This window comes from Kaarinaea lacus, assembly GCF_975902315.1.
Window position 1 is genome coordinate 1 of the sequence record NZ_CDLKIE010000190.1, and the last position, 7,427, is coordinate 7,427.

Here is a 7,427-nt window from a genome sequence, read left to right on the forward strand (position 1 = left end):
CTTATATTGCAACAGATTTGGCGCATCGTAGCTGGTTGGCGCTGTTACGCAAAAATTCCCAGGAAGGACAGAGGCTGCTCAAGTTGGCTTTTCAGGCAAATCCCAAAGATCGATGGATCAGCTACGCGGTAGCGGATGCGACGCTTGCTAACTACGAGGCAAGTCGTCCTGAAGGCATATCGGAAAAATCTGTATTAGAATCTGTTTTAAAAATTCGTCCGGATCATGCTGAGGCGCTGAAGCGCTTGTGGCAATTGGCGGAACTAGAAGGTAATGCAGAAGCAGCTCAGCAATATAAAAAGCGATTCGCCGAGTTGAGTCCTCTGGATACACTTCTACAATAGAAATCACATAAGCCATTGAAATACATGGATAAAAAGCAAATTAAGTGAGCGTTCATTGAGAATATGGTATAGTCCCGCGATGCGCAGTAATGATTCACTCAGCAGTATTCCTGTCACTACCATACCACCCAAGGCCAGCATGCGGATGCATTGGCAACGCCGTGGACTGCAGTTTACCACCATCGCAGTTGCCTTACTCATTCCAATTGTAGGTCTGTTTCGAATTGATCCTATTGCCGGTGCTTTTGTCGTACTGGATCGTCAGATCTGGTGGTCTGATTTCTTTTTGGTTTTCGGTTTCTGGTTGATGATTGCCAGTGGGCTGGTCTTACTTTATTCCGCAGTGGGTACTGCTTTTTGTGGTTGGTCGTGTCCGCAAAACAGTTTGTCCGAATGGGCAAATTACATGACCCAGAAGTTGTTGGGTAAGCGCGCCGAAGTATCACTCAATGGCGAGAAAATGAAAGTAGGGGCCAATAAAAATAAATGGGCCAATTGGGGGGTGTTAGGCATCAGCTTTTTTGTAGCCGCCATGTTCTTTGCCTTGATCCCACTATTCTATTTTTATTCGCCGTCTGTTATCTGGTCATTTGTGACGTTTCAACAAGACGACCGTTTAGCAAGTTCTTTGCATTATATTTATTTTATTTTCGTGTTAGTCATATTTTTGGATATTGCATTTATTCGTCATTTCTGGTGCCGGTTTATGTGTATCTACAAAGTCTGGCAGCATGGATTTAAAACCAGTCAAACTTTGCATGTTGCCTATGATGATTCACGATCAAAACTATGTGATAAGTGTAATTATTGTGTCACCCATTGTTTCCTGGAACTGGATCCCAGGAAAACTGAGATCTATGACAGCTGCATAAATTGTGGTGAGTGTATTACCGCCTGCAATAATTTGCAGGCCAGGAAAGGCCAATCTGGCTTGTTGAGTTTTAAGGTTGGCGAAGAAGATGCCACCAAATTCGCATTATTTAAAACGCGTTTGTCATCATTGTCATCACGTGTACACTGGACAATTCCTTTTGCGCTGCTTGGTGTAGGCATGTTTATATGGGGGCTAATCAGTTACGAACGTTATCATCTGGCGGTATATCGTGCTGATATTATGCAGGGTGCGCAAATTTCCGATTATCGAGTCGCTGTATCTAACAAATTATATGATGCTGCTGGATTACGCATTGAAATAGAGGGGCTTGATCCAGCGATGTATCAACTCAACGAGGCAGATGTAAAATTTGAAACCATTGGCCGTCATGATATCAAGTTGCATATTAATGAAGGATTGCCGGCAGGGCTGCACACATTCCTTGTTCACGCAAAATCCGAAGAAGGTTGGAAAGATAGTTACCGAGTGCAACATTTTGTTGCCAGCAAATAGGCAGATAGTATTATGACTGAACCAGAAAAAGAAAAGCATCCTGAACTACAAGAACTAAAGGAAAAAAAGTGGGGAGAGATACCCGAGGATAATTTTGGCTATGCTTCTGACGAAGAACGACGACAGAAACGCGGTTTGGAAGATTGGGAGTTGGTCGAAAAAATTCCACAGTCACAAAAAGGTGTGCCAAAATGGTTTATCGCGGTTATAGTTGCGGTACTGTTAGTGGCTATTGGTCTGAGTTTTCCTTTTTGGGGTGACAGACCAGGCTATGAAAGAGAATGGATTGACTGGGGATTTGGTGCCGCAATATTATATTTACTGGTATTCGGTGGTTTTGTTTACATTATGGTAAATGTTTATAGTCCCAGCGTGGATGGCAGAGAAGATATGGATATTCCAGATCGATCTGTTAATCCTAAAAGTAATCAGGCATCATTGAAGGCTGAAAAAACAAAAAACAATAGTAAAGATGCGCAAGGTAAAACATCTTAGGTTTATTGCACCAGGTTTGCTGCTGCTAATATCCGGCTTGCTAGCATGCTCTCAGGAGCAGGGTTCGGCTCCGCTAAAGAAAACTGACTATCCTGAATATGAATCTGAGCCAGCTAAACTTTATTTATCCAAGTGTAGCGGATGTCATGCTGCGCCTTTACCAGGCATACATACTATGCGCCAGTGGCCAGGTGTCGTGGATCGCATGCAAATGCGAATGAAAAACAAGGCAGTTCAACCACTCAATTCCAATGAATTGGCAATTGTTTTGGATTATTTACAGAAACATGCGAGTCAAAAATAGAAAAATAGATTTAACTAAGCTAATTCTACTATTAGTAATGATAGCGGTAGTAGCAAGCTGTAGCAGAAGTGATGCTTATATCCTGGTTCCTCAACGCTGGGACAAGCACGAAATACTGGTGGAGATCCGGCCAGGTGCCCCGCGTCAGGGGATGAATGAATTTGTTGTAGTAGCGACACATTACGAGACAGGTGTTCCTGGCTATGAGTATATTGTGTCTATAAAGATGAATACGGCAGAGCGCTGGCAGCAGATGATTCAGGACGGTCATTCTGGTGTATATCGGCGGGCAATTGCTGTGAAAGATCCGGCCAATGAGGTACTAGTGGTTCAGTTGAAACATAAACGGGAGGAAAATAAAAAGACCGAGCTAAATTTTCCCTTAGCTAGGCACGTTAAACACTAGGCTATTTGTCTCGCTTGCGCCTCTCAATGCGCTTGCTGAGAGTAGCGCTTTCCTGCCAGCGTCGTAGCAATAAAATCTTGTCACCACCTTTTTCTTCACTGCAAACAGGGCAGGTTAAATAACATAAATACAATTCTTTGGGCATGCGTCCCATATCAAATAATTGCATTTGGAGCTGGCGGGTACTTTCCTTGATAGTACCGATGCCGCCTTTATGTAAAAAACCTCTTACATTAAACGAACCCTCAAGGAATCGAACAAACCGTGAAGGTGATTCACCGGATTTTAACAAACGAATCATTTCCCCACGTAAAAAACCTGTGCGTGTAAGTACGAAACCAGGCCATTCTTCTTCCAGTTCCAGTTGTTCTATATCGGTTACTTGTCTCTGAACATAGAGGTCGTACGATAAGGGCATATACAGGAACGCGGGTATCTTTAAAGCGTGTACTGGCTTGCCGCTGAGATCAATATCTTGCTCATGCCATTGTGGATAGCTGGTAGGGCAAGGACATTGCTTGGTCATTGAAGGGGGATTTTCTTTTTAACAGTAAGAAAAATGTTAATAAAGTATACCCAGAAACCAACCCCCATAATTGTGGAGACAGTCCCTATAACGGGGCCGTAGTATTTGTGAATAGCCTGTACATTTGCATCAGTATAAGGGCTGGCTAACATGGCATGTCCTTCCAAAATACCGAAAATCATTAAGGTCGAATAAAAACCCCCGATACCACATACAGTCCACCAAAAAGTATGGTTCACCAGTTTTCTGGAATATATAGCGAAGCCACCCATTTTCGGAATTAGGTAGTACGAAGCACCCATTATAAATACCACGACACCACCTACTACATTGATATGAGCATGGGCGAGGGGATCTATCATGTGACCTGGTCCACCATAGGGGCTACCGATAGAATCCAGCCAGGCGCGGATAGGGCGCATAACCTGTAATACGCCATGTACTGTTCCAACAAAGAAACAAATTGCGGAAGCGACAATAAATTTGATGAGATACTGGTTATCTGTGGACTGGTTATTCATATTTCTAACTGCTTACAACTTATTAAATTATTTTACTAACTATTACAATAAAGCCCGGATAACCGGGCTTTATGAGTACAGCTGATGACTGCAATTTATAGTTGTTATTTTTTACGAGATGCAGTGTTTAATTATGACTGGTTTTTACGAGCTTCGGCAGCTGAATCACATGCTGCGCCACCCAAATAAAGTGCTAAAAGGAATAATGCACCGAAAAGAATAATTGGAGTTAAAGATGCCATGAAGTTCTCCTGCTTGGTTTTATAATACTTTTATTAAATTATTCGTCGCGTAGATTGCTGAAAAACAAGCTATGCGCCCTCCCCAGAAATCTGTCGTTGCTTGCGTTTTTGAACTCAATTAAGCAACAGCCCCGATTTGACGGTTTAGTCTAACCAAACTGCCCTATACAGGCAAGTCCAGTCATTCTTTATCGTAATTATCGATTCATAAATAGTTAATATTATCAGTATGTTATCTTACTTCCGCGTGACCACCGACGCGCGGATCACTGGCTGCCGATAGTATATTTTTCCGCTTGTTCCACATTACGGCCTGCATATTGCCATAGCGCCCTCCCGTTTGCTTAAGCCGATGACCGCGTTGCTGCAGATTGTCTATTTCATCAGCAGACAGTGCGTCTTCTTCGTATTGAATGTGGTCTGGCAAAAACTGGTGGTGATAGCGGTGCAGGCTAACAATGCTCTGAGGATCTCCGCCATTGGCAAATTCCAGTATACCAAGCAGTACCATGGTGATTATTCGGCTGCCACCCGGTGTACCTAAAACTACCACGCCATTTTCGTTTTCCAGAAAGGTTGGGCTCATGCTGGATAAGGGGCGTTTCCCAGGTGCGATAGCGTTTGCTTCCGCACCAACCAGGCCGTAGGCATTGGGCTCCCCCGGTTTGGCTGAAAAATCGTCCATTTCGTCGTTAAGTAATACCCCGGTACCCGGGGCGACAAAACAGGAGCCGAAAGGGTAGTTAATCGTCAGTGTCGCCGAAACCCGATTGCCGTCCTTATCGATAATAGAAAAATGGGTGGTGTCCTGGCCTTTGGCAGGTGACGATACACCGGGCAGTAACGCACTGGGAGTGGCCTGTTCTGGGTTGATCGTGGCTCGTAGTCCGTCCGCATAGTAGGGGTGTATTAGTCTCGATTTCGGAATCTTGATGAAATCCGGATCACCCAAATATACGGCGCGATCCCGGTAGGCCCGACGCATGGCTTCTACCGTTAAATGTTTTTGCGTTGTGTTATCGAAGTTCTCCAGGTCGAAGCCTGACAATATATTCAGTATAGTCATGAGTGCGATACCGCCAGAAGACGGTGGCGCAGCAGTGGTGATGGCAATGCCTCGATAACTACCGCGTATGGGTTGGCGCTCCACAATGCGGTAATCCGCCAAGTCTTCCATGTTCCAGATGCCTTTGGCAGCCTGCACACCTTCGACCATTTTTGTCGCCAAATCTCCTTTATAAAAACCATCCTTCCCTTGACGGGCAATGAGCTCCAGTGTGTTGGCGAGGTCAGGCTGTTTAATGACATAGCCTAGTTCCGGTACGTCATTGTTCTGGAGAAAAACAGCAGCGGCAGCAGACGATTGGCGTAAGGCCTCCAGGCGGAATTTTGCCATGCGCTGGTAGTGCTCAGTCACTTTAAATCCATTGCGAGCTTGTTCAATGGCAGGCTGCAAACTTTTAGCTAAGGGTAAGCGTCCATACTTCCTGGCCAAATGCACCATACCCGCCGGCGTTCCGGGTATTCCGGCTGAAAGTGCTCCATTCATTGATAACCCGCGTATGACATTTCCTGCTTCATCGAGATACATGTCGCGGTGTGCGGCTTTGGGTGCTTTTTCCCGACCGTCGATCATGGTTTGATGTTTATCGCTTTCACGATGGATTAACCAGAATCCACCGCCGCCTAATCCTGAGCCTGTTGGTTCAACAACTGCGAGTGATGCTGTGATAGCAACTGCAGCATCAAAAGCATTGCCTCCCTCTTGTAAAATTTTATGGCCTGCTTTGGTAGCCTCGGGGTGTGCCGTTGCAATGGCAGCCGCGGGCAATTCCAGTGCTTGTATTGCTACGAAAGGATTGAACAGAAAAATGGAAATGGCGAAACAGCGTAATACGAGTTTCAAGCAACAATGTTTTTTCATTTAGCAGGTACTCTTTGGCTGATTTTGTTGGGTGGTTGCATTTTTAGAACGCAAAAAATAAAGGCCCTTGTGAGGGCCTTTATTGTAGTCAATTTGTTGTGTTGTACAACACGTATCGAGTGGCAATGTATCAAGCAGACTGCGCCATTAAGCGCTCATATTTTGCCATTAATTCTTCCTGGCTTTCCTCGTGGTTGGGATCCAGTGGTATACAGTCGACTGGGCATACATCAACGCATTGGGATGTTTCATAATGTCCGACACATTCTGTGCACAAATCAGGATCGATCACATAAATTTCGTCACCTTGTGAAATTGCGCCATTAGGACATTCAGGTTCGCACACATCGCAGTTGATGCATTCGTCGGTAATCATTAAAGCCATTATTAATTCTCGCTACTCTCTTCTACTAAATTAAGCTTCTACAAAATAAAGTACTACCAAAATAAAAACGACTAATTAATCGTTCGATCAGAAAATACAACTATTGGATCAGGCCGGTCGCCAAAAGTTGCGGCATTTTACCATAAGAAACAGCAGATTTGGCCTGCTGGTACCAATTTTTAACCAATCTGCGTCAGGGTAAATATGGGGCCTGGAAGGATGGAATTCTAGCGCAGTCGCTTGATAAGTTCAGCCATGACGTTTTTGTGGACAAATGGAGACACATCGCCACCCAGGGCGGCGATTTCACGCACCAGGCTCGAGGAAATATAGGCGTATTTCTCCGCCGGCGTCAAAAACAGGGTTTCGATTTCCGGCGCCAGTTTGCGATTCATGCCCGCTAACTGAAATTCGTATTCAAAATCTGAAACTGCTCGCAATCCACGTAATATAGCTTTGGCGCTGTGCTGTTTAGCGAATTCTACTAATAATCCAGGTACTGGAAGCACTTCAACACCCTCGAATTCGTTCAGGGCCACCCTGGCCATATTCATGCGTTCTTCGAGAGAAAAAGTGGGTTCTTTAGCGGTGTTTTCGGCAACTGCTACTATCACCTTATCGAACAAATGCAGGGCACGCTCAACCAGATCGGTATGCCCCTTAGTAATGGGATCAAAAGTACCGGGGTATATCGCCGTTAATTTGTTCATGCATCACCTCGTTGATGATTCTGCATTATATTCTCACGACTTTTGTTGTATAGCCAAATGATAGTGTACATTCCCCGCCTTTTTTTGTCGGTGCAATTTCCAGTTTGGCGGCAGTTGTTGTTCATCAATCGCGGTGGCTGATTCTATGTAAACATAGGCTTCATCAGCTAACCAATGATGTTC

Annotated in this window: 11 protein-coding genes; 5 read left to right on the top strand and 6 right to left on the bottom strand. The window is 44.7% G+C overall.

Features of this window, described 5'->3' with window-relative positions; genetic code table 11:
- From ACWVCM_RS05545 to ACWVCM_RS05565, 5 genes are all read left to right on the top strand, one after another.
- The coding region (locus tag ACWVCM_RS05545; protein WP_455200725.1) for a hypothetical protein at nt 1-344 on the top strand (344 nt) is incomplete at its 5' end.
- 79 nt (nt 345-423) lie between these two features.
- Nucleotides 424-1,731, top strand: coding sequence for a 4Fe-4S binding protein (locus ACWVCM_RS05550; protein WP_455200726.1), 1,308 nt, complete (start codon nt 424-426; stop codon nt 1,729-1,731).
- 12 nt (nt 1,732-1,743) lie between these two features.
- The gene (locus tag ACWVCM_RS05555) at nt 1,744-2,226 is read left to right on the top strand and encodes a hypothetical protein (RefSeq protein WP_455200727.1); all 483 of its coding nucleotides are present in this window, start codon (nt 1,744-1,746) and stop codon (nt 2,224-2,226) included.
- Nucleotides 2,204-2,530 (top strand): hypothetical protein, encoded by a 327-nt coding sequence (locus ACWVCM_RS05560; RefSeq protein WP_455200728.1) that lies wholly within the window; start codon nt 2,204-2,206, stop codon nt 2,528-2,530. The genes ACWVCM_RS05555 and ACWVCM_RS05560 overlap by 23 nt, the downstream gene beginning before the upstream one ends.
- A 37-nt stretch (nt 2,531-2,567) precedes the next feature.
- The gene (locus ACWVCM_RS05565) at nt 2,568-2,936 is read left to right on the top strand and encodes a hypothetical protein (RefSeq protein ID WP_455200729.1); all 369 of its coding nucleotides are present in this window, start codon (nt 2,568-2,570) and stop codon (nt 2,934-2,936) included.
- 1 nt (nt 2,937) lies between these two features.
- Here ACWVCM_RS05565 and ACWVCM_RS05570 read toward each other — a convergent pair whose 3' ends face one another.
- The 6 genes from ACWVCM_RS05570 to ACWVCM_RS05595 form a co-directional block, all read right to left on the bottom strand.
- Nucleotides 2,938-3,462, bottom strand: coding sequence for a hydrolase (locus tag ACWVCM_RS05570; protein ID WP_455200730.1), 525 nt, complete (start codon nt 3,460-3,462; stop codon nt 2,938-2,940).
- On the bottom strand, nt 3,459-3,983 hold the full coding sequence (locus ACWVCM_RS05575) for a cbb3-type cytochrome c oxidase subunit I (RefSeq protein ID WP_455200731.1): 525 nt from the start codon (nt 3,981-3,983) through the stop codon (nt 3,459-3,461). Before ACWVCM_RS05575 ends, ACWVCM_RS05570 begins: the two co-directional genes overlap by 4 nt.
- A gap of 474 nt (nt 3,984-4,457) precedes the next feature.
- Complete coding sequence (gene ggt / locus ACWVCM_RS05580) at nt 4,458-6,149, bottom strand: gamma-glutamyltransferase (RefSeq protein WP_455200732.1); 1,692 nt, start codon at nt 6,147-6,149, stop codon at nt 4,458-4,460.
- A gap of 130 nt (nt 6,150-6,279) precedes the next feature.
- Entirely contained in the window at nt 6,280-6,534 is a 255-nt protein-coding gene (locus ACWVCM_RS05585) for a YfhL family 4Fe-4S dicluster ferredoxin (RefSeq protein ID WP_455200733.1), read from the bottom strand.
- Nucleotides 6,535-6,761: 227 nt separating this feature from the next.
- The gene (coaD, locus tag ACWVCM_RS05590) at nt 6,762-7,244 is read right to left on the bottom strand and encodes a pantetheine-phosphate adenylyltransferase (RefSeq protein WP_455200734.1); all 483 of its coding nucleotides are present in this window, start codon (nt 7,242-7,244) and stop codon (nt 6,762-6,764) included.
- Between the two features lie 33 nt (nt 7,245-7,277).
- The coding region (locus ACWVCM_RS05595; protein ID WP_455200735.1) for an RsmD family RNA methyltransferase at nt 7,278-7,427 on the bottom strand (150 nt) is incomplete at its 5' end.

What these genes read in the sequence shown, in the direction of transcription:
- ACWVCM_RS05550 (WP_455200726.1), top strand. Translation starts at nt 424, where the DNA reads ATGCGCAGTAATGATTCACTCAGCAGTATTCCTGTCACTACCATACCA.
- ACWVCM_RS05555 (WP_455200727.1), top strand. Translation starts at nt 1,744, where the DNA reads ATGACTGAACCAGAAAAAGAAAAGCATCCTGAACTACAAGAACTAAAG.
- ACWVCM_RS05560 (WP_455200728.1), top strand. Translation starts at nt 2,204, where the DNA reads ATGCGCAAGGTAAAACATCTTAGGTTTATTGCACCAGGTTTGCTGCTG.
- ACWVCM_RS05565 (WP_455200729.1), top strand. Translation starts at nt 2,568, where the DNA reads ATGATAGCGGTAGTAGCAAGCTGTAGCAGAAGTGATGCTTATATCCTG.
- ACWVCM_RS05570 (WP_455200730.1), bottom strand. Translation starts at nt 3,462, where the DNA reads ATGACCAAGCAATGTCCTTGCCCTACCAGCTATCCACAATGGCATGAG.
- ACWVCM_RS05575 (WP_455200731.1), bottom strand. Translation starts at nt 3,983, where the DNA reads ATGAATAACCAGTCCACAGATAACCAGTATCTCATCAAATTTATTGTC.
- ggt (WP_455200732.1), bottom strand. Translation starts at nt 6,149, where the DNA reads ATGAAAAAACATTGTTGCTTGAAACTCGTATTACGCTGTTTCGCCATT.
- ACWVCM_RS05585 (WP_455200733.1), bottom strand. Translation starts at nt 6,534, where the DNA reads ATGGCTTTAATGATTACCGACGAATGCATCAACTGCGATGTGTGCGAA.
- coaD (WP_455200734.1), bottom strand. Translation starts at nt 7,244, where the DNA reads ATGAACAAATTAACGGCGATATACCCCGGTACTTTTGATCCCATTACT.